General features: G+C 63.4%; 20 protein-coding genes. 9 read left to right on the top strand and 11 right to left on the bottom strand.

The window, feature by feature from the left end; all coding sequences use genetic code 11:
- From trbE to GVM20_RS06930, 8 genes are read left to right on the top strand one after another with little or no spacing between them, the layout of a single operon-like run.
- Positions 1-2,487 (top strand): conjugal transfer protein TrbE, encoded by a 2,487-nt coding sequence (gene trbE / locus GVM20_RS06965; RefSeq protein WP_166546505.1) that lies wholly within the window; start codon positions 1-3, stop codon positions 2,485-2,487.
- Positions 2,484-3,242, top strand: a complete 759-nt coding sequence (trbJ, locus tag GVM20_RS06960) for a P-type conjugative transfer protein TrbJ (protein WP_166546504.1) — start codon at positions 2,484-2,486, stop codon at positions 3,240-3,242. The genes trbE and trbJ overlap by 4 nt, the downstream gene beginning before the upstream one ends.
- Positions 3,243-3,246: 4 nt before the next feature.
- Positions 3,247-3,573, top strand: a complete 327-nt coding sequence (gene trbK-alt, locus GVM20_RS06955; protein WP_166546503.1) for a putative entry exclusion protein TrbK-alt — start codon at positions 3,247-3,249, stop codon at positions 3,571-3,573.
- Between the two features lies 1 nt (position 3,574).
- The gene (gene trbL, locus GVM20_RS06950) at positions 3,575-4,900 is read left to right on the top strand and encodes a P-type conjugative transfer protein TrbL (RefSeq protein WP_166546502.1); all 1,326 of its coding nucleotides are present in this window, start codon (positions 3,575-3,577) and stop codon (positions 4,898-4,900) included.
- Between the two features lie 5 nt (positions 4,901-4,905).
- Complete coding sequence (gene trbF / locus GVM20_RS06945; RefSeq protein WP_137776157.1) at positions 4,906-5,589, top strand: conjugal transfer protein TrbF; 684 nt, start codon at positions 4,906-4,908, stop codon at positions 5,587-5,589.
- Positions 5,586-6,551 (top strand): P-type conjugative transfer protein TrbG, encoded by a 966-nt coding sequence (trbG, locus tag GVM20_RS06940; RefSeq protein WP_166546501.1) that lies wholly within the window; start codon positions 5,586-5,588, stop codon positions 6,549-6,551. Before trbF ends, trbG begins: the two co-directional genes overlap by 4 nt.
- The gene (locus GVM20_RS06935) at positions 6,548-7,720 is read left to right on the top strand and encodes a TraB/TrbI/VirB10 family type IV secretion system protein (protein ID WP_166546500.1); all 1,173 of its coding nucleotides are present in this window, start codon (positions 6,548-6,550) and stop codon (positions 7,718-7,720) included. Before trbG ends, GVM20_RS06935 begins: the two co-directional genes overlap by 4 nt.
- Complete coding sequence (locus GVM20_RS06930) at positions 7,717-7,944, top strand: DUF2274 domain-containing protein (RefSeq protein ID WP_166546499.1); 228 nt, start codon at positions 7,717-7,719, stop codon at positions 7,942-7,944. The genes GVM20_RS06935 and GVM20_RS06930 overlap by 4 nt, the downstream gene beginning before the upstream one ends.
- On the opposite strand, the gene GVM20_RS06925 is transcribed toward GVM20_RS06930, so the two are convergent.
- From GVM20_RS06925 to GVM20_RS06880, 10 genes are all read right to left on the bottom strand, one after another.
- A complete protein-coding gene (locus tag GVM20_RS06925) occupies positions 7,932-8,825 on the bottom strand; it encodes a LysR family transcriptional regulator (RefSeq protein ID WP_166546498.1) in 894 nt (297 codons plus the stop codon). The two genes, GVM20_RS06930 and GVM20_RS06925, sit on opposite strands and share 13 nt — an antisense overlap.
- A 207-nt stretch (positions 8,826-9,032) precedes the next feature.
- A complete protein-coding gene (locus GVM20_RS06920) occupies positions 9,033-9,560 on the bottom strand; it encodes a YybH family protein (RefSeq protein WP_199799496.1) in 528 nt (175 codons plus the stop codon).
- 31 nt (positions 9,561-9,591) lie between these two features.
- Positions 9,592-10,515, bottom strand: a complete 924-nt coding sequence (locus GVM20_RS06915) for a CopD family protein (protein WP_166546497.1) — start codon at positions 10,513-10,515, stop codon at positions 9,592-9,594.
- A gap of 7 nt (positions 10,516-10,522) precedes the next feature.
- A complete protein-coding gene (gene copC, locus GVM20_RS06910; RefSeq protein ID WP_166546496.1) occupies positions 10,523-10,912 on the bottom strand; it encodes a copper homeostasis periplasmic binding protein CopC in 390 nt (129 codons plus the stop codon).
- A 16-nt stretch (positions 10,913-10,928) separates the two neighbouring features.
- On the bottom strand, positions 10,929-12,041 hold the full coding sequence (locus GVM20_RS06905) for a copper resistance protein B (protein ID WP_166546495.1): 1,113 nt from the start codon (positions 12,039-12,041) through the stop codon (positions 10,929-10,931).
- Positions 12,038-13,900, bottom strand: coding sequence for a copper resistance system multicopper oxidase (locus tag GVM20_RS06900; RefSeq protein ID WP_166546494.1), 1,863 nt, complete (start codon positions 13,898-13,900; stop codon positions 12,038-12,040). The genes GVM20_RS06905 and GVM20_RS06900 overlap by 4 nt, the downstream gene beginning before the upstream one ends.
- A gap of 6 nt (positions 13,901-13,906) precedes the next feature.
- Entirely contained in the window at positions 13,907-14,479 is a 573-nt protein-coding gene (locus tag GVM20_RS06895) for an RNA polymerase sigma factor (protein WP_166546493.1), read from the bottom strand.
- Positions 14,476-14,892 (bottom strand): periplasmic heavy metal sensor, encoded by a 417-nt coding sequence (locus GVM20_RS06890; protein ID WP_353653119.1) that lies wholly within the window; start codon positions 14,890-14,892, stop codon positions 14,476-14,478. Before GVM20_RS06890 ends, GVM20_RS06895 begins: the two co-directional genes overlap by 4 nt.
- A 17-nt stretch (positions 14,893-14,909) precedes the next feature.
- Positions 14,910-15,167: a hypothetical protein gene (locus GVM20_RS06885; RefSeq protein WP_166546491.1), complete on the bottom strand. Its 258-nt coding sequence runs from the start codon at positions 15,165-15,167 to the stop codon at positions 14,910-14,912.
- Positions 15,168-15,213: 46 nt separating this feature from the next.
- Complete coding sequence (locus GVM20_RS06880) at positions 15,214-15,621, bottom strand: MerR family transcriptional regulator (protein WP_166546490.1); 408 nt, start codon at positions 15,619-15,621, stop codon at positions 15,214-15,216.
- A 73-nt stretch (positions 15,622-15,694) separates the two neighbouring features.
- On the opposite strand from GVM20_RS06880, the gene GVM20_RS06875 reads away from it, so the two are divergent.
- Positions 15,695-16,432, top strand: coding sequence for a MauE/DoxX family redox-associated membrane protein (locus GVM20_RS06875; RefSeq protein ID WP_166546489.1), 738 nt, complete (start codon positions 15,695-15,697; stop codon positions 16,430-16,432).
- Between the two features lie 16 nt (positions 16,433-16,448).
- Here the strand turns inward: GVM20_RS06875 and GVM20_RS06870 are convergent, their stop codons facing one another.
- Positions 16,449-17,369 (bottom strand): cation diffusion facilitator family transporter, encoded by a 921-nt coding sequence (locus tag GVM20_RS06870; protein ID WP_166546488.1) that lies wholly within the window; start codon positions 17,367-17,369, stop codon positions 16,449-16,451.

Below are 17,369 nucleotides of genomic sequence, written 5' to 3'. Positions count from 1 at the left end.
ATGCTTTCGCTTCGCGAATACCGGAACAAGGCCGACCGGCTTGCCGACTTCCTGCCCTGGGCCGCGCTGGTTGCCCCCGGCGTGGTGCTCAACAAGGACGGCAGCTTCCAGCGCTCGGCCCGTTTCCGCGGTCCCGATCTTGACAGCGCGACGCCTGCAGAGCTGATAGCGACGACCGCGCGGCTCAACAGCGCGCTGCGGCGACTGGGTTCAGGTTGGGCCATATTCGTTGAGGCGGTGCGCCGCCCGGCACAGGACTATCCCGATAGCGATTTTCCCGATCCGGCCTCGGCGCTGGTCGAGCGCGAGCGCGCCGCGCAATTTGCCGAGGAAGGCGCACATTTCGAGAGCCGCTATTTCCTGACCCTGTTGTGGATGCCGCCCGCCGAAGACGCGGCGCGCGCCGAAAGCTGGCTCTACGAGGGGAAGGCCGAAAAGGGCATCAATCCCAAGGAGCTGCTCGACCTCTTCGTCGACCGCACCGAGCGCCTCTTGCGTCTGATCGATGGCTTTGTGCCCGAGGTCGCGTGGCTCGATGACGGCGAGACGCTGACCTATCTGCACAGCTGCGTTTCGACCCGCAGTCACCGCGTGCGCGTTCCCGAAACCCCGATGCATCTTGATGCGTTGCTGGTCGATGAGCCGCTGACCGGCGGGCTTGAACCGCGCCTTGGTCGCGCGCACCTGCGCACGTTGACCGTGGTCGGCTTTCCCAGCAGCACCTTCCCGGGCCTGCTCGACGAACTCAACCGGCTCGCCTTTGCCTATCGCTGGTCGACCCGCGCCGTGATGCTCGACAAGACCGATGCCACCAAGCTGACCGCCAAAATCCGGCGGCAGTGGTTCGCCAAGCGCAAATCGGTCGCAAGCATCCTCAAGGAGGTGATGACCAACGAGGCTTCGACGCTGCTCGACAGCGACGCCTCGAACAAGGCCGCCGATGCCGATGCCGCGCTGCAGGAGCTCGGATCGGATTTTGTCGGCCAGGCCTATGTCACCGCGACGGTGACTGTCTGGGACGAAGACGCGGCGCTGGCAGCGGAGAAGCTGCGTCTGGTCGAGAAGGTCATCCAGGGCCGCGACTTTACCGTGATCGTCGAAGGCATGAACGCGGTCGAAGCCTGGCTCGGATCGCTTCCCGGCCATGTCTACGCCAATGTCCGGACACCCCCGATCTCCACATTGAACCTTGCCCATATGATCCCCCTGTCTGCCGTGTGGGCCGGGCCGGAACGGGACGATCACTTCAAAGCCGCCCCCTTATTCTATGCGCGGACCGAAGGTTCGACCCCGTTCCGGTTCTCTCTCCATGTCGGCGATGTCGGCCATACGCTGATCGTCGGGCCAACGGGGGCGGGCAAGTCGGTGCTGCTGGCGCTGATGGCGCTGCAGTTTCAGCGGTATACCCAAGCCCAGGTCTTTGCCTTCGACTTCGGCGGATCAATCCGGGCAGCGGCGCTGGCCTGCGGCGGGGACTGGCAGGACCTCGGCAATTCGTTGACCGGCTCTGGCCTGGCCGAGGACAGCGCTGGCGCGGTATTGTTGCAACCACTGGCCCGGATCGACGAACCGGCGGAACGCAATTGGGCGGCCGAATGGCTCCAGGCGATCCTCACTGCCGAAGGCATGACCATCGATCCCGCCACCAAGGAGCATCTCTGGTCGGCGCTGACCTCGCTTGCCACCGCGCCCATGGCCGAGCGCACGCTCACCGGGCTGGCCGTCCTGCTCCAGTCGCAGGCCTTGAAGCAGGCGCTCGCGCCCTATTGCATCGGTGGGCCGTTCGGGCGGCTGCTTGATGCCGAGAGCGAACATCTGGGCGAGGCCAGCTTTCAGGCCTTCGAGACCGAAGGACTGACCGGCTCGGCCGCAGCCCCTGCCGTGCTGTCCTATCTGTTCCACCGCATCGAAGGCCGGCTCGATGGCTCGCCAACCATGATCATCATCGACGAGGGCTGGCTTGTCCTCGACAGCCCGGCCTTTGCCGCACAACTGCGCGAATGGCTCAAGACGCTGCGCAAGAAGAATGCGAGCGTGGTTTTCGCAACGCAAAGCCTCGCCGACATCGAGACCAGCGCGATTGCGCCTGCGATCATCGAAAGCTGCCCCACCCGCATCTTCCTCCCCAACGAACGCGCGGTCGAACCGCAGATATTGGCGATCTATCGCCGCTTCGGCCTCAATGACCGGCAGATCGAGATCATCGCGCGGGCTACGCCCAAACGCGATTATTACTGTCAGTCGGCGCGCGGTAACCGATTGTTCGAACTTGGCCTCGGCGAAGTCGCGCTCGCCTTCACCGCCACATCATCAAAGACTGACCAGCTCGCCATCGATGCGATCACGGGCGCGCACGGCAGCGCTGACTTTGCGGCGCGCTGGCTGCGCCATCGCGGTCTTGCCTGGGCAGCCGAGCTGCTGCCCGCTCCCAGTCCCCTTCCCCAACCCGGTCCCCGGTCGGACCAAACCCAGGAGTCGTGCCCATGAAAGCCCGTAAATTCGTCTCGATGCTTGCTGCCAGTGCCGCAGTCCTGTCGCTCAGCGTCAGCGCCATGCTGCCGGCGGCTGCCAGCGCACAGATCGGCGGCGTGGTGTTCGACCCGCGCAACTATGCGCAGAACATCCTGACCGCCGCCCGCACGCTCGAGCAGATCAACAACCAGATCCGGCAGCTCCAGAATCAGGCCACCTCGCTCGTCAACGAAGCGCGCAACCTGCAATCGCTGCCCCTGACCGTGCTCGAGCCGCTGCAGGCGCAGATTCGGCAGACGCAGGCCTTGCTCAGACAGGCACAGCGCGTTGCCTATGATGTTCGGCAGATCGAGCGCGAGTTCCAGAACAATTATCGCGCGGGCGCGATGACCGGGCCGCAGCGCTTGCTGGTCCAGGGTGCCGAGGCCCGGTGGCAGAATAGTGTCGGCGCGTTCGAGGATGCCCTGCGGGTTCAGGCCGGCGTGGTCGGCAATATCGACGGCACGCGCGGCGCTATCGACAGCCTCGTTGGCTCAAGCCAGTCGGCAACCGGCGCGCTTCAGGCCGCCCAGGCTGGCAATCAGCTGCTGGCGGTGCAGGCGCAGCAACTCGCGGACCTGACCGCCACGGTCGCCTCGCTGGCGCGGGCACAATCGCTCGACGCCGCTGCACAAGCGGCCGCCAAGGCGCAGGCACGCGAACAGCTGCGGCGATTCCTCGGCGATCGCCGTCCCTATGTCCCGGCCAATGCCCAGCTGTTCGGGAACTGAAGCGATGGACAGCAAGCTCTTTGCGCGGATTGGGGCCGGCGCGTTCGTCGCCATTGCCATCACCATGGCCGTGCTCGAATTGCGCGAAGAGCCTGCGCCGCCGCCTAGCGCTGCGATAGCTGCGGCGGATGTATCCGGAGACAATGCAAAGGCCACCCTCGCCTATTGCGCAGCGCTCGGCCTTGAGGCGGCATCGGTCGATATCTGCACCGCAGCATGGGCAGCGGAACGCCGGCGGTTTCTGGGGCAGGCCGAGGCTGATGCGGCGGTCGTGCCCCCTGTGACTGACAACAGCGGGGATCCCACCTTCGATATGGCGAGGGATCGCTGACATGGGTGGCACCGGCGTCGTCGACCGCTTCCTCGACATCTTTTCGCGCTACATTGACAGCGGCTTTGGTCTGCTGGGCGGCGAAGTCGCCTTCATCGCAACCACGCTGATCGTCATCGATGTCACGCTGGCAGCGCTGTTCTGGTCTTGGGGCGAGCAGGACGACATTCTTGCCCGCCTGGTCAAGAAGACGCTCTTTGTCGGGATCTTTGCCTATATCATCGGCAACTGGAACAGCCTCGCGCGCATCGTGTTCGAAAGTTTCGCCGGGCTGGGCCTCAAGGCCAGTGGCACCGGGTTTACGGCTGCCGAACTGCTGCAGCCGGGCCGGGTCGCGCAAGTGGGGCTTGACGCCGCCTATCCCTTACTGGAGTCGATCTCCGAGCTCCTCGGCTTTGTCAGCTTCTTCGAGAATTTCCTGCAGATCGTGATCCTGCTGGTCGCCTGGGCGATCGTCATCATCGCCTTCTTCATCCTGTCGATCCAGCTGTTCATCACCCTCATCGAATTCAAGCTGGCAACGCTTTGCGGCTTCGTGCTGATCCCGTTCGGGCTGTTTGGCAAGACCGCCTTCATGGCCGAGCGCGTGCTCGGCCATGTCGTCTCATCGGGCATCAAGGTGCTGGTGCTCGCGGTGATCGTCGGTATCGGCTCGACCATCTTTTCCGAGTTCACAACCGCGATTGCGGGCGAACCCACGATTGAAGACGCACTGTCGATCGTGCTGGCGAGCCTGGCGCTGCTCGGCCTTGGCATCTTCGGTCCTGGGATCGCCAATGGCATTGTTTCGGGCGGACCGCAGCTTGGCGCCGGCGCCGCAGCCGGCACCGCGCTGCTCGCTGGCGGCGCTGCCGCAGGCGCTGTCGCCGGTGCCAAACTGGCGGGCGGCGCGGTCGCCAGTGCGGCCTCCAATGTCGCGCAGGGCACATCGCGCGCGGCAGGCGGCGCAACCATGGCCTACGCCCTCGGCTCTGCCGGCAAGTCAGGCGGCGCAGCAGTGGCAGGCGGCGCGCGTGCCGTCGGCGAATATGCCGCCAGCGCCGTGACATCGCCGCTAAGGAAGGCTGGTGACGGCGTGAAGCAATCCTTCCGCGAGGGCAGCCGCGACGCCATCACCAAGACGGGCGGCAGCATCACACCCGGACCTAACACGCCCCCGCCATCGCCGCCTGCGCCGTCAGATTCCGGTGCCGACCAGCCAGCCTGGGCCAAGGCGATGAAGGACCGGCAGACGATTTCCCACGGCGCGAGCATCGCCGCGCACACGCTCAAATCGGGCGACAGCCATGGCGGCGGCGCCTCGGTCGACACCTCAGAAAAGGACTGACACACATGTTCCGACGACCTTCGATCCGCTACGGCAAGACCCCCGAGCCGGAAACGCCCTACCAGCGCGCAGCCCAGGTCTGGGACGAGCGCATCGGCTCGGCGCGGATACAGGCGCGAAGCTGGCGCTATGCCTTTTTCGGCGCGCTTGGCCTGTCCGCCTGCCTCACCGCGGGGATCGTCTGGCAGGGTTCGCAGGGCTCGATCATTCCCTGGGTGGTGCAGGTCGACAAGCTTGGCGAAGCCCAGGCCGTCGCCCCTGCGGTCAGCGACTTTGATCCGAGCGACCCGCAGATCGCATTCCACCTGGCGCGGTTTATCGAGCAGGTGCGCAGCATTCCCGACGATCCGATCATCGTCCGCCAGAACTGGCTGCGCGCCTATGACTTTGTCACCGACCGCGGCGCATTGGTGCTCAACGATTATGCGCGGACCAATGATCCCTTCGCGGCCGTAGGCCGCGAGCAGGTCGGGATCGATGTCACCAGCGTCATCCGCGCGTCGCCGACCAGCTTCCGCGTTGCCTGGGTCGAACGTCGCTACCGCGATGGGAGCCTCGCCGAGACCAGTCGCTGGACCGCCATCCTGACGATCACCGTCCAGACCCCGCGCACCCCCGATGCCCTGCGCAAGAACCCGCTCGGCATTTTCGTCAATGCCATCAACTGGTCAAAGGAACTTGGCTCATGATCTCGCCCATTCACGGTCGCCTTGCGGTGACCCTCCTGCCCGTCCTGCTTGGAACAACGGCCTGTCCGGCTTCAGCTCAAGTGGTCGCCTCAGAGCCGGCGTCAGCGGTCGTCGATGCAGGGACCACCGCAACAATGCAGACGCAATCCGAACCGCGGCGGACCCCCTCCCACGCCGCGCGCCGCTCCCACCCTTCCTTGCCCCGGGATCGGGTGGGAGCGGCAAACGCCGCCGCGCGCGTGCAGCCCGAGGGCGAGCAGTTCATCAACGCGATCCAGAACTATGCCTGGGCGCCCGGCGCGCTCTATCAGGTCTATGCCGCGCCGGGACAGGTGACCGACATTGCGCTGCAGGAAGGCGAGCAGCTGGTTGGCGCCGGACCTGTCGCTGCCGGCGATACCGTGCGCTGGCTGATCGGCGACACCGTAAGCGGGCGCGGGGCCAGTGCCCGCGTCCACATTCTGGTAAAGCCGGTCCGCTCCGACATCACCACCAACCTCGTCATCAACACCGACCGGCGCACCTATCATATCGAGCTGCGCGCCAATCCGTCGGTCTACATGGCGTCGGTCTCCTGGACCTATCCGCAAGACGAGTTGATCGCCTTGCAACAGGCGCAGGAAGCCGAGACGCGCGCAGCACCAATTGCCGCCAATATCCCGATCGAGGCGCTCAATTTTGCCTACCGCCTGTCGGGCGACCGGCCTGCGTGGCGACCGGTGCGCGTGTTCGATGACGGGCGGCAGACCTTTATCGAATTCCCCGAAAGCGTTGCGCAAGGTCAGATGCCGCCTTTGTTCGGGCTTGGCGAAGGCAATCAGGCCGAGCTCCTCAACTACCGCGTGTCAGGCCGCTTCATGATCGTCGACCGGCTGCTCGAGCGCGCCGAACTGCGCCTGGGCGACCGCCGTTCGCAGCAGCGCGTCGAGATCCGCAAGGAACGCCGGAGGACGCCGTCATGAGCGACGAAGCTGCTCAAACGCCAGAAGAGGCGGTCAAACTGCGCGGCGATCCGCCGCGCGTCATGCGGCTGTCGCGCAAGGCCATCGGTATTGCTTCGGCCTGCGGCTTTGCCCTTGTCGGCGGTGCGCTTATCTATGCCCTGCAGCCAGCGAGCCAGGCCGAGCGCGAGGAGCTGCTCAACACCGAAGGCGCAGCGCGCCCCGATGCATTGGCCGATGCCCCTCGCGACTATGGTGATGTTCCCAAGCTGGGCCCGCCCCTGCCCGGCGATCTCGGCGCGCCGATCCTGGCGGCACAACAGCGCGGCGATGTGGCCGAGCTTCCGCCAATAGGCGCTGCGCCGCCCAATGGCGCTGCGCCAACGCCTGCGCAAACGGCAGCCGAGACCGAACGCCAGCGGCTTGTGCAGGAACGCAGCGCCGCTCGCGAAAGCCGCCTGTTCTTTGGTGGCGGTGCGGGGGCAGCTGCTGTCGGTGACGGATCGGAAGTTGCCGATGCCGGCGGTGGGCCGCCGGTGCCGCAGCTTGCAGCAGCGGCTCAGCGTCCCGCCTTTGCCGACCGCCCCGCCGAGCGCCGGACGGTATCAGCCAGCCGGATCGAGCCACCTGCGGGCACCCATGTCTTGCAGGCGGGCAGCATCATTCCTGCTGCCCTCATCACCGGCATCCGCTCCGATCTTCCAGGTCAGGTCACTGCGCAGGTGACCGAACCTGTCTATGACAGCGTCACCGGCCGCATCCTACTCATCCCCCAAGGGTCACGGCTGATCGGCGACTATAATGCCGACGTGTCCTTCGGCCAGCGCCGGGTCCAACTCGCATGGAACCGCCTGATTCTGCCCGATGGCCGGTCGATCGTGCTCGAACGCCAACCCGGCGGCGACCCATCCGGCTTTGCCGGACTGCAGGACGGCGTGGACTTCCATTGGGGCGGCGTTCTGCGCGCGGCGCTGGTTTCGACCCTGCTGGGTGTTGGCGGCGAGCTTGGCGCTGGCAATGACGACAATCTCACCCGCGCGCTGCGTCGCGGCTCGCAGGACAGTATCGGCCGCGCGGGCGAACAGGTGGTCAGCCGCGAGCTCGATGTGCGGCCAACATTGACCATCCGTCCGGGTTTTCCCGTGCGTGTGCTGGTTACCCGTGATCTGGTATTGGGAGGAGGGTCATGACCCGATTGAAATTGGCCGATCTGGCCGACGAAAAGCCGGTCAAGGTAACCGTCGAGCTCTCCTCCCGACTTCACCGCGACCTGCTTGCCTATGGCTTGGCGATCAACGGCGGCGATACCAAAAATGCTCCCACACCCGAGCGACTGATCCCGCCGATGATCGAGCGGTTCATTGCGACCGACCGGTCCTTCGCCAAATTACGGCGCTCGGGTCAGGCTGGGTAGCGTTCGCTGATCAGTTCGAAGAAACGCTTCAGCGCTGGGTTATCGTTATCCTCGCGCCAATAGAAAGCATAATCGAGGCGCGCAGCACCGCCTTGATCGATGATTTCGAGGAACGTCAGTTCCGGCCATTGCACCCCGATCGAGGCTTCAGTGGCCAGCGTGATGTACCGGCCGAACGGGACCGTGCTCAGGACACTCTCGAGGCTTGTGTCCTGCATGATCAGGTTCGCACGATAGCCCTGATCCGATAATCGGCGCTTCAGCGTGCGCGCCATCGCGGGTCCCACGCCCTGACTGGGCAGCACGAAGACCTGTCGGCGAAAATCACTCCAGTGAACCCGGTCTGATGTGGCCAGTTGATGGTCTTTTGGCAAGGCGACAAGCAATCGCTCCGACCATGCCGAGCGCCGCGAGATGCCGGCGTCGTGCGCATCCGACGGCATCAGCGCGACGTCGATGATCCGGGCTTTCAGATCGCTGAGCATCCGCTCGGGATCGGCTTCGATCCCGTCAAACTGAATGTCGGGGTGACGCCGCATATACTCGCCAATGGTCGCGCGCATGTTGCCGGCCATCAGCGACGCCGAAAACCCGACCGCGATTCTGCCCTCCTCGCCATAGCTGACGGCGCGGGCTGTCGTCTGAAGATTGTCAATGTCGGTGAGAATGCGCCGGGCAACGCTCAGGAACGCCTTGCCCTGCTCAGTTGGTATTGCGCCGCGTGTGCTGCGTTCGAAGAGCTTGATCCCGAGGCGGGCTTCCAAGGCGGCGATCCGTCTGCTCAAGGTCGATTGCTTGATCCGCATTGCTTCGGCGGCGCGTGAGAAATTCTGGGCATCGGCTGTCGCAACAGCAAACCTGAGCTGACGCACTTCGATCATAGGCTACGCGACCTTTATCATCTTCTCCCCGGCCGCATTATCACCAATAATCAGGATCACCCAAATTTTTCCAATGTCTTCAATAACCAGCGGGCAAGATCGCTGCCGCTACAAGCGCGTATTCGTGCTCTCCGCACCCATTAATCCACTATGGGTCATCTCGCTCGAGACCTCAGATTTCCTGCCCGATGTGAAACGAAGGTCAGTTCAGGATATATCGGCCGACGACCAGTGAATGTGTACGATACGCCATTGCCCATTCACTTGCCGGAGCATCATCGTCTCGACCGACCGGCTGTTGATCGCACGCGTGCGGTACGTTCCGGTCACCGTTTCGACACTCATGACCCAGGCCATATCGCCTTGCATACCATGCGTGCGGCGGACCAGGGTTCGCGGCACTGCGGCGCTGAAGGCAGCATCGGCTTCCAGATGATGGCTGGCATATTCGGCGCGGCTGTTTTCAACGCCGCCAGATTCGAAAATAACGACGTCTTCAGAAAGGTGCATCAGCGCTGCGTCCGTAACGCCGCTGGCAAGTGCAGCGTGGAAGGCCATGACAGTACCGACCGGTGTTGCCGCGTCGATAGCGGCGCTCGGCGCTTCCCAGACTGGCATTCGCGGCGCATCGTGCGCCCCGGGATGCGCAGCCGTCAGACTTAGCCCGATCGCCGCGATAGCAGCGTTACGCGCCACTCGTCGCCCTGCCGATTGACCCCCTTCACCTTTGAGCATGACCTTGTTTCTCCCTGTGTCTCCTTTGCATTTACATCATCATTGGCGACATCATGCCCAGCACGGCAACCAGACCGATTACACCGCCGGCCAGGAGCAGCTCGCCTGCAAGGCTTCTGCGAAGGCGCGACAATGCGTTTAAGGGCTCCGCACTCTCGCGGCGTTGGTCGAGAACCTCCCGGCGTCCGATCGAGGCGTTATGCGCGCCGAACGCCAGCATCATGCCAACCAACGTGACTTTAACGATCAGCAAGATGCCATAAGGCGTGCTCAAAACCGCCACGCTGTTCTCCAGTCCAAAGATCAACTGCGCGTTGATCACGCCCGTCAGTGCAGCTGCAGCGACCAGGCCGACGCCTAGCGGCGCGAACGCGTGCATCACGCGAAGCAGCCGCAAGGCAGGGATGAGCTCGCGCTGCCGATGGGCTTTGACCGTAAGCATCAGGAACCAACATATTGCGCCCAGCCACAGGCTGGTCGCCAACAGATGGACGCCATTGTTCAAGCGGTGGAACAGGCCTAATCCACCTTCGGTTGCAGCGGCATGGCCGCTCCAGCTGAGCGTCAGCAATGCGCCAGCGAAGCACAAGGCCGCGATCAACGAAGTTGGCCTACCTGCTCGGCTTGCCAGCAGTGCGCAAAGGCCGATAATCAGCAGGGCCAAGCGTATCAAAAACGCCATGCCCATCTCGGTGCCAATGATCATCGCTTCGATCATTGGCCAGTCGAGCGAAGCAATCGGCGCGCCCATCATCGCTGCAATAGACACCAGCATCAGCGCGATTGACAACAGCGGCGCACAAATGGAGACGAGGGTCAGAGCAGCCCTGTCCTCACCCTGCGACACCCACTCCGGGTGGCGCAGCTTCAGCAATCGAAACGCCGTCCAACCGAACAGGCCAAGCAGCGCACCATAATGCGCAAGGCGCAACCCCTGTTCGGCCAGACCCCCCACGCTGTGATCAGCTAACGATGAAGTTGACGGTGCCGTTCATGCGATGCCCATCAGCTCCGGCGGCCTGCCAGCGCACCTCATAGGTTCCGGCGCGCAGCGGCTGCCGCAGAGCGAGCGTCATGGTCTTGTTGCCATTGCTCCAGGCCGTCGTGAAATTGCGGATCACCATCTCGCCGTGGTTCGCCATCCCGGGCATCGCGGTCATAACGATGCTGGCGGCGGCGGTCGGCGGCAACAGAGCTTCGCTGAATGTGAGGGTCACCGCCCGCGGGCGCGCAACGGTTGCGCCCTCAGCAGGAGTCGAAGCCACGACGCGCGTATGTGCGAGCGCCGCCGACGGGGCCGCAAGCGGCGCAGCGATCATGGCAATTGCGGCGAGGAGAGGTGCGAATTTCATGAGGTATTCCTTTGCTTCAAAACCAGAAACGGATGCCGACGAGATAGTTGGTAACGCTGGGATCCTCGCCGCGTGCGCGGGCGTAATCGGCGCTGCCGCCGAGGCGCCAGCTTTGTTCGATGCCGATATAGGGGGCAAACTCGCGAATGAATTCGTAGCGCAGCCGCACGCCGACCTCGACCGAGTCGATGCCTGACCCGATGCCGAGGCGCGGAATGTCCTGCGCCGACAGGTTCACCTCGGTGCGCGGTTGCAAGATCAGACGCTGCGTGATCCGCTGGTCGACCTCACCCTCTATCCGCGCCGTGAGATCGCCGCGCTGTGACAGAAACAATGCGGCGTCGACTTCGAACATATAGGGCGAAAGCCCTTGCACGCCGATCACTGCATGTGTGGTGTCGGGTCCGCCGAGGTCTTGCCGCACGCCCGCCTGCAGATCCCAGAAGGGCGCAATGGCCCGCGCGTAGAGCGCCTGAACCTCGGCTTGTTCAATCGGTTCGCCGAACGTGCCTTCACCTTCGCTCTTGAACCACAGCCGGCTCGTCGGGCCACCATAATAGCCCTGAAGATCCCACAGATAGCCCTCGCGGCCGTCGCGCACCTGCGTCTCGAAACGATCTCCCTGAAACCAGAAGACCGGGAAATCGCCATGGGTACGTTGCAGATCCTCGCGCGAGGCCCGCATCGCGTCGGCACCCCAAATGGCATCGGCAGCGCGCGGTGGACCGCTTCCGGCCTCAGGTGGCGGCGGGGTTTCCATGTCAGGTCCAGGAGATGCCGACGCTGCGTCGTCCATCATGCCATGATCCATGGTGCTGTGGTCCATGCCAGCCATCGGATCGGCAGGTGCAGCCGCCTCACCCGTCATGTCATGTCCTGCGTGAGGGTCGATTGGCTCAGGAGTCGCAGACTGCTCAGGCATGACGTGCCCCGCGTGCTGATCGGCAGGATCAGGCGCGGTTGGCGCCGCCGGCATGCCTTGCCCGGCATGGGGATCGCCGGGAGCCGGAGCAGGTGTCGGCTCTGGCGCTGGCGCGGGCATCACATGCCCTTGATGCTGCGCGAAGGCCGGGACAGAGATCAACGCGCTCCCGAGGAGGGCCGCTGACAGGATAGACCGCACGCTCATGCTCCGTCGCCCGGACCGACCACGGTCACGGTCTGCATCATCCCGCCATGCATGTGATACATCAGGTGGCAGTGGAACGCCCAGTCGCCCGGCTCGTTGGCGGTGAGATCAAATTGCGCGCTGGCGCCGGGCTGCACGATCACAACGTTCTTGCGCGGCTGATGTGCAGCGCTTTCCCCGTTAACCAGCTCGAAGAACATGCCGTGCAGATGGATGGGGTGCGCCATCATGGTGTTGTTGATGAGCTTCACCCGCACCCGCTCGTTCCAGGCAAAGCGGATCGGCACATCGCTGACGGCAGAATACATCCGTCCATCGAACGACCACATGTAGCGTTCCATATTGCCGGTGAGGTGGAGTTCGAGCAATCGCGATGGCTCGCGCGGGTCCCGATTGGGCTCAAGCGCGGTGAGCATCCGATAGTTGAGCACGCGGTGCGGCATATCGCGCAGGCCGAGGCCGGGATCGCCCATTTTGTCCGTCGGTGCCATCGACACCATGTCGATCCCCGGACCAATCGCAACGTCAGGCGGCAGCAGCGTGGTGTCTCGCATCATCATGCCGTCCATGCTCATTCCGCCCATCGCCATCCCGTCCATCGCGTCGTCACCCGGCGCTGCGGTTGTACCATGCCCCATGGCGGCATGATCCGCCGCTCCCGCAGCGTCGGCAGCGCTGCCAGCATGCACGCCGTGATCCATCATGCCGTGGTCCATCCCACCGGCACCATGGTTCATGCCCATATCGCCCATCGTCAGCAGCGGCGGATCGCGCAAGGCCGGAACCGTAGCGCGCGCGCCGGGGCGACTGGCCAGCATCGCCAGCGCCATGCCGGAACGATCCATGGACTCAGCCACGATGGCATAGGCTTCGTCGCTGCCCGGCGTAATGATCACATCGTAGATCTCGGCAGTGCCGATCTGGAACTCATCAACCTCGACCGGTCGCACGTTCTGGCCATCGGCAGCGATGACCGTCATTGGCAGGCCCGGAATGCGAACATTGAAGAAGCTCTGCGCCGATCCGTTGATGATGCGCAGCCGCACGCGTTCTCCGGCGCGGAACAGATATTCCATCCCCTCGGACGGGCCGCGCCCGTTGGCGAGGAAGGTGTAGGTCGGCGCGCCAATATCCATGATATCGGTCGGCATCATCCGCATTTCGGCCCACATCCGCCGTTCTTCGCCCGACATCGGATATCGGTCGGTCCAAGTGCTCAGCTGCCGGTTGAAATAGCCTTCGCCTGTGCGCAACCGACTCATGATGAAATGCGGGTCGAGCACGGTGAAGTCACTCAGCAGCAGGATGTAATCGCGATCAAACTGCACCGGCTCGGCCCCTGCCGGATCAATGATCATTGGGCCGTAATGGCCGGATTGCTCCTGCAGACCCGAATGGCTGTGATACCAATAGGTGCCCGACTGGCGGATGGGGAACTCGTAGGTGAAGGTCTGGCCCGGTTTGATACCGGGAAAGCTGATGCCGGGCACCCCATCCATGTGGAACGGCACAAGGAAGCCGTGCCAGTGGACCGATGTGTCGGTCTCCAGGTTATTGGTGACATTCAGGCGGACATTCTGCCCTTCGCGCAGCCGGATCAGCGGGCCGGGGACACTGCCATTGACGGCAATGCCCGGGCCGCGCCGCCCTTCGACAATGCGGTGGCCGCTGCCAACGGTCAGGTCGATGACATCGCCTGATAGCTCGCCAAAGCCTGCAGGAATACGCGGGCCGCCGCGCCCATGGCTGCCGCTGCGGTGGACGCTGTGACCCTGCGCCCAGGCCGGCATGGCAGCGAAGGCTGATCCCGCACCAAGGGCGGCGATGAGGTGACGTCGTGTAAGGTTCGGACTGTTCATACGCTTCTATACGCGCGCGTCCGTGCTACCCCTCACAATGCCCACCAATTTTTGACGCGCGCGAGAAAGCCGCGTCTCGACCGCCTTGACACTGATGCCCAGCGTCATTGCTGCCTCCTGCTGGCTCAGGCCCTCAACCGTGCACAGAATCAACACCTCTTTCAGCATGGCTGGAAGCTCGGCGATCGCACGGGCGGTGGCGGCAAGCTCGGCGCGGTCTGCAGCAAGTGTTTCCGCCGAAGGCGCATCATCAGCAATCCAGTCCGCCGTGTGCTCGGGCATCGGCAGACCGATAAACCGCCTGACCGCGCGGCGACGAGCCCAGTCCCGGCATTTGTTGAGCGTGATGGCGCTGATCCATGCCTTGAAAGGTCGCTCGGGATCATAACGGTTCAGCGCAGCAAATGCCGCGACGAACGTTTCCTGCGCGATATCGAAGGCTTCCTCAGGATCACCCGTCGCGGAGCGCGCAAGCCGGTACACGGTCTCACGGTAGCGCTCGACGAGAGCACGTTGCGCGCCCGACAGGCCAGCCCGCGCGTCGCGTATAAGCGCCACATCCAGATTGTCTGAGGTCACTGCGGCTGTGTAGCGAGGCTCTTGCTAACCACCGCATCGAACCGCGCCTGTTGATCGGGACGAAGAATGGCCCGCATCGCGAAAACATGCTCGAGCGTCGCCTTCTGGAGATCCCCCATAGCATCATGCGTATCGTCCACCGCCGCAGAAACGCGGGGACCATATTCATGTTCGGCGGCGATGGCGTCGCCGAGGAGTGCATTGCTTCGCCTGAGCCGGTCTTCCAGCGCCTCGCGCCGCGCAGCAAACTGGCGCTCCAGTGCGGTCAGTTCTTGTTCCTGGGCCGGATCAAGGTCGAGCTCACCATGAATCAAGGCATGGAGTTCAGCCCCACCATGGTGCGGTGCGGGTTGAAGCATGCGCCCAAGCCACACCCCGACCAGCGCGAGCGCAATGATCAGGCCTGCCGCCAAGGCGATACGACGGAGGTTCATTCCTGACCCAGTGCAATCAAGGGCGTAAGCGAAGAAGGCGGACCGAAGGCAGCCAGGGGCACCTCGGCGCGTGCCGGCACTTGGAGCCCGCCGACGACCCCTATCCCAAGCGACATCACAAGCCCCAATCCGAGCATCGCCCGCGTCTGCCGCACCTCGTTCTGCGCGCGGGCCGCCAGCCTTCCGCCGTCAAGGGCGGAAAGATCCGGAACGGGAAGCCTAGCCAGTCGGGCGAGATTTGTGTCGAGGTCCATCAAGAAGCTCCTTCGACGTAGTATACGCGGGCGCGGCAAAAACCCCTCATGTTGCCACCTTCGATCCTGCATTTTCTTGCGCAAAGCTGAAAGCATCGATGATGGGACAGGGTCCGGATTGTTCCGACGCACAGTTATCGGCGAGCCTGACGAGGGCTCCCCGCATGGTTTGCAACGTCGCGATTTTCTCATCGAGAGCCGCGATCCTAACGCGTGCCAGATTCTGCGCCGCTGTGCGATCGCCCGTATCGAGAGCAAGAAGGGTCGCGATCTCGTCAAGCGTGAAGCCCGCAATCTGCGCCGAGCGGATCGATTGCAAACGGCCAAGATCGATGCGCGTATAGCGGCGTGGCCCCTCATGCCGCGCAGGCTGCGCCAGCAATCCGCGCCGCTGATAATAGCGGATCGTCTCGACATTGACCCCGCCTGCGCGGGCAAACTCACCGATTTTCATTTTGAGCCTTGATCCCGTACCATGGTACGGAACTTATATGGGTGGTATTGCATCGATTCAAAGGAATTCACCAATGCCCTCACCCACCAAAACCGCGGTGCTCCACCGCATGGTCATGCCCAATCACACCTGCCCTTATGGCCTGAAATCCAAGCATCTGCTCGAAACGCGCGGCTACAAGGTCGATGATCGGCATCTCACCACGCGCGAACAGACCGACGCGTTCAAGGCTGAACACGGGGTTGCAACCACACCTCAGACCTTCATCGACGGTGAGCGTATTGGAGGGCATGACGACCTGCGGCGATACTTCGGGATCAAGGTCCCCGATCCCAATGCGACCAGCTACCGCCCGATAATCGCGCTCTTCGCCATGACCGCAGCGATGGCGATGGCAGCTGGCATCGCGGTCGATGGCACGGCTCTGAGCGTTCGCGTTGCGGAGTGGTTTATTGCCTTCAGCATGTGCGTGCTGGCGCTGCTCAAGCTCCAGAATGTCGACAAGTTCGCAACGATGTTCCTCAATTACGACCTGTTGGCAAAGCGCTGGGTGCCTTATGCGACCCTCTATCCCTTCGCCGAGGGCTTGGCCGGCGTGCTGATGGTTTCCGGCCAGCTGCATTGGCTCTCGATACCGGTGGCGCTGTTCATCGGCACAATCGGTGCCATCTCGGTCTTCAAGGCAGTCTATATCGACAAGCGCGAACTCAAATGCGCCTGCGTCGGCGGTGACAGCAATGTGCCGCTGGGCTTTGTCTCATTGACAGAAAACCTAATGATGATCGGCATGGCAGTGTGGATGATGACGTAGGGTGGAAATCGCCAATTTAGCGATGCAATACCGTCTCATCGGTGCATGGAACAGTTTCTGTCTGGATTGTGACGTGATGGATCGCGAACTGCGCTGCCAGCATGTCTGCCACATCACGCCGCACTACTTCTGCATCCTCCCCGCCATCAATCGCAACATGCGCGGTCAGGCTAGCGTCGTCGCCCGCGACCGACCACAGATGCAGGTCGTGAACCCCGTTCACGCCCTGCATCTCGGCCATCGCCGTGCGGATGGCTTTGAGGTCAAACCCACGCGGCACGCCTTGTAGGAGGATATGCATGGTGTCGCGCAGCAATATCCACGTGCGCGGCAGCACCCAGAGACCGATCGCGATCGCGACGATCGGGTCGATCCAGTTGAGGCCGGTGAAATAGATTGCAATGGCCGCACCAATGACGCCAAGCGAGCCGAGCATGTCAGCCCACACCTCGAGATACGCCCCCTTGATATTGAGGCTGTCGTCCTTGCCACCAGCAAGGATCCGCATGGCAATAAGGTTCACGAGCAACCCGAGCGTTGCGACAATCAGCATCCCGACCGATTCAACGGGCTGCGGTGCAAAGAACCGCCCAATCCCCTCGATCAGAATGTATCCGGCGACCGCAAACAGCAGGATCGCGTTGAAGGCAGCAGCCAATATCTCGAATCGCCGATAGCCGAAGGTACGCTGATCATCGGGCGGACGCTGACCGATCTTGACCGCCGCCAGCGCAATCGCCAGCGCCGCACTGTCAGTAAACATATGCGCAGCGTCAGAAAGCAGCGCCAGGCTGTCAAAGACAAAGGCCCCGACCAACTCGGCGATCAGGAAGGTCGTCGTCAGTCCGAGCGCAATGGCAAGGCGCCGGGTGCTGGCACCAGCGCCATGGCTATGGCCCTGGTGACCGGCATTGCCATGATCATGACCCGCGCCCAT

This window comes from Porphyrobacter sp. SLTP (genome assembly GCF_009905735.1).
In the GTDB taxonomy this organism is placed as follows: Bacteria; Pseudomonadota; Alphaproteobacteria; order Sphingomonadales; family Sphingomonadaceae; genus Erythrobacter.
The sequence above is the reverse complement of the archived record's forward strand: the minus strand, read 5'-3'. Positions and strand labels throughout refer to the sequence as shown.

Coding starts and splice junctions, on each gene's coding strand:
- trbF (WP_137776157.1), top strand. CDS start 4,906: ATGTTCCGACGACCTTCGATCCGCTACGGCAAGACCCCCGAGCCGGAA.
- trbJ (WP_166546504.1), top strand. CDS start 2,484: ATGAAAGCCCGTAAATTCGTCTCGATGCTTGCTGCCAGTGCCGCAGTC.
- trbE (WP_166546505.1), top strand. CDS start 1: ATGCTTTCGCTTCGCGAATACCGGAACAAGGCCGACCGGCTTGCCGAC.
- GVM20_RS06870 (WP_166546488.1), bottom strand. CDS start 17,369: ATGGGCGCGGGTCATGATCATGGCAATGCCGGTCACCAGGGCCATAGC.
- copC (WP_166546496.1), bottom strand. CDS start 10,912: ATGAAATTCGCACCTCTCCTCGCCGCAATTGCCATGATCGCTGCGCCG.
- GVM20_RS06925 (WP_166546498.1), bottom strand. CDS start 8,825: ATGATCGAAGTGCGTCAGCTCAGGTTTGCTGTTGCGACAGCCGATGCC.
- trbL (WP_166546502.1), top strand. CDS start 3,575: ATGGGTGGCACCGGCGTCGTCGACCGCTTCCTCGACATCTTTTCGCGC.
- GVM20_RS06930 (WP_166546499.1), top strand. CDS start 7,717: ATGACCCGATTGAAATTGGCCGATCTGGCCGACGAAAAGCCGGTCAAG.
- GVM20_RS06875 (WP_166546489.1), top strand. CDS start 15,695: ATGCCCTCACCCACCAAAACCGCGGTGCTCCACCGCATGGTCATGCCC.
- trbG (WP_166546501.1), top strand. CDS start 5,586: ATGATCTCGCCCATTCACGGTCGCCTTGCGGTGACCCTCCTGCCCGTC.
- GVM20_RS06900 (WP_166546494.1), bottom strand. CDS start 13,900: ATGAACAGTCCGAACCTTACACGACGTCACCTCATCGCCGCCCTTGGT.
- GVM20_RS06935 (WP_166546500.1), top strand. CDS start 6,548: ATGAGCGACGAAGCTGCTCAAACGCCAGAAGAGGCGGTCAAACTGCGC.
- GVM20_RS06905 (WP_166546495.1), bottom strand. CDS start 12,041: ATGAGCGTGCGGTCTATCCTGTCAGCGGCCCTCCTCGGGAGCGCGTTG.
- trbK-alt (WP_166546503.1), top strand. CDS start 3,247: ATGGACAGCAAGCTCTTTGCGCGGATTGGGGCCGGCGCGTTCGTCGCC.
- GVM20_RS06920 (WP_199799496.1), bottom strand. CDS start 9,560: ATGCTCAAAGGTGAAGGGGGTCAATCGGCAGGGCGACGAGTGGCGCGT.
- GVM20_RS06885 (WP_166546491.1), bottom strand. CDS start 15,167: ATGGACCTCGACACAAATCTCGCCCGACTGGCTAGGCTTCCCGTTCCG.
- GVM20_RS06880 (WP_166546490.1), bottom strand. CDS start 15,621: ATGAAAATCGGTGAGTTTGCCCGCGCAGGCGGGGTCAATGTCGAGACG.